Source organism: Rhizobium sp. A37_96 (assembly GCF_053521765.1).
Window position 1 is genome coordinate 1 of sequence record NZ_JBNWDS010000048.1, and the last position, 1,380, is coordinate 1,380.

Consider the following 1,380-nt stretch of genomic DNA (forward strand, 5'->3'; position numbering starts at 1 on the left):
AATCCCGGGTCAACTCTCAGCGCAAACGTATGGCCCGCCCTGTTCGCAAGTAGAATTTTTAGAATCCTGCACAGTCTGCTTCAACGTATTCGGTCTCACGGTCATGCCGTGGCCAAGATGGATATCCGCGCGTCCGGAGCCTCAATAATCAACACGGCTTCAACGAGCCATTTGCACTGCTGGGCTTTCCGTACGCCGGTCAACTGTCAGGCCATCTATGATCCTTCTCGCAAACGTCATGGGCTGCAGATAGACGCAGCCAATCTTTTTACGCTGTGGTGGCGCCGTACGCGCGATCGAATGGACGTTCCTTTCGCAAGACGGCCCAGGCAATGCGGGCGAGCTTGTTTGCAAGCGCCACGATTACGACATTGCGGTGCATACCCCGGGAAAGCAGGCCTCGTAGCCATTGCCCGAGAGGGGTGTCGCTCTGACTGAGTGTGGGCATGGCCGCTCGCGCACCGTGAACAAGCAAAGTTCGGAGGTAGACGTTGCCACGCTTTGTGATGCCCAGCAGCCGTGGCTTGCCGCCGGTCGTAAATTGTCGTGGTACAAGTCCTAACCACGCGCCAAGATCTCGGGCACGATCGAAGCTGCTGGCGTTTCCTATAGCGGCGATCAGCGCTGTGGCGTTCAGTACCCCAATTCCTGGGATATCCGTTAGCCGTCGCGTTGCGAGATCATCTCGGGCCAGCGACAAGAACTCGGCATTGAGGGCTGCTATCTTGGTGTCGAGCATCTTCCATTCGTCTCGAAGTTCGGCAACCAGCCTCTGAACGCGCCCAGATAAGCTGATGGCCTGCTCATTCAGAAGGGCGTCGACAGCACTTTCGAATTTGCAACGGCCCGCGGCGAAGATCAGGCCGCGCTCCAAGAGAATAGCACGCATCTGATTGATCAGCGTCGTTCTTTCTGCAACGAGGCGGGATCGGACCCTGTGCAACGACTGGATATCGAGTTGTTCTTCGCTTTTGAGGTCAACAAACCGCATCGTCGGACGCGAAGCGGCTTCTGCTATGCCCTCCGCATCCCGGTCATCGTTCTTCTGAGCCTTCACATAAGGGCGGACATATTCCGGAGACATCAGTCGGACCTCGTGTCCCTGGGACACAAAAAGTCGACCCAGATGGTGAGCACCACAGCACGCCTCCATCGCGATGATGCAGGTCGGAATCTTGCTGACAAAATCAAGCAGCGTCTGCCGCCGCATCGTTCGGCGAATAGTTACCGCACCTCTGTCGTCGACGCCGACAACACTGCAGCTATTTTTGCCTATATCGATACCCAAAATTGAAATCGTCATGGATCGGCTCCTCTTCCCTCAATGACGGATCATCATACTCGATGTCCTCGGAAGGGCGGGCCATCCCATAATCAACA

At 56.2% G+C, this 1,380-nt stretch carries 1 protein-coding gene; it reads right to left on the reverse strand.

The features are described 5' to 3' along the window. Positions 1–268: 268 nt before the first annotated feature. Entirely contained in the window at positions 269–1,303 is a 1,035-nt protein-coding gene (locus ACQZ6J_RS33860; RefSeq protein ID WP_449087232.1) for an IS110 family RNA-guided transposase, read from the reverse strand. Between the last annotated feature and the right edge of the window lie 77 nt (positions 1,304–1,380).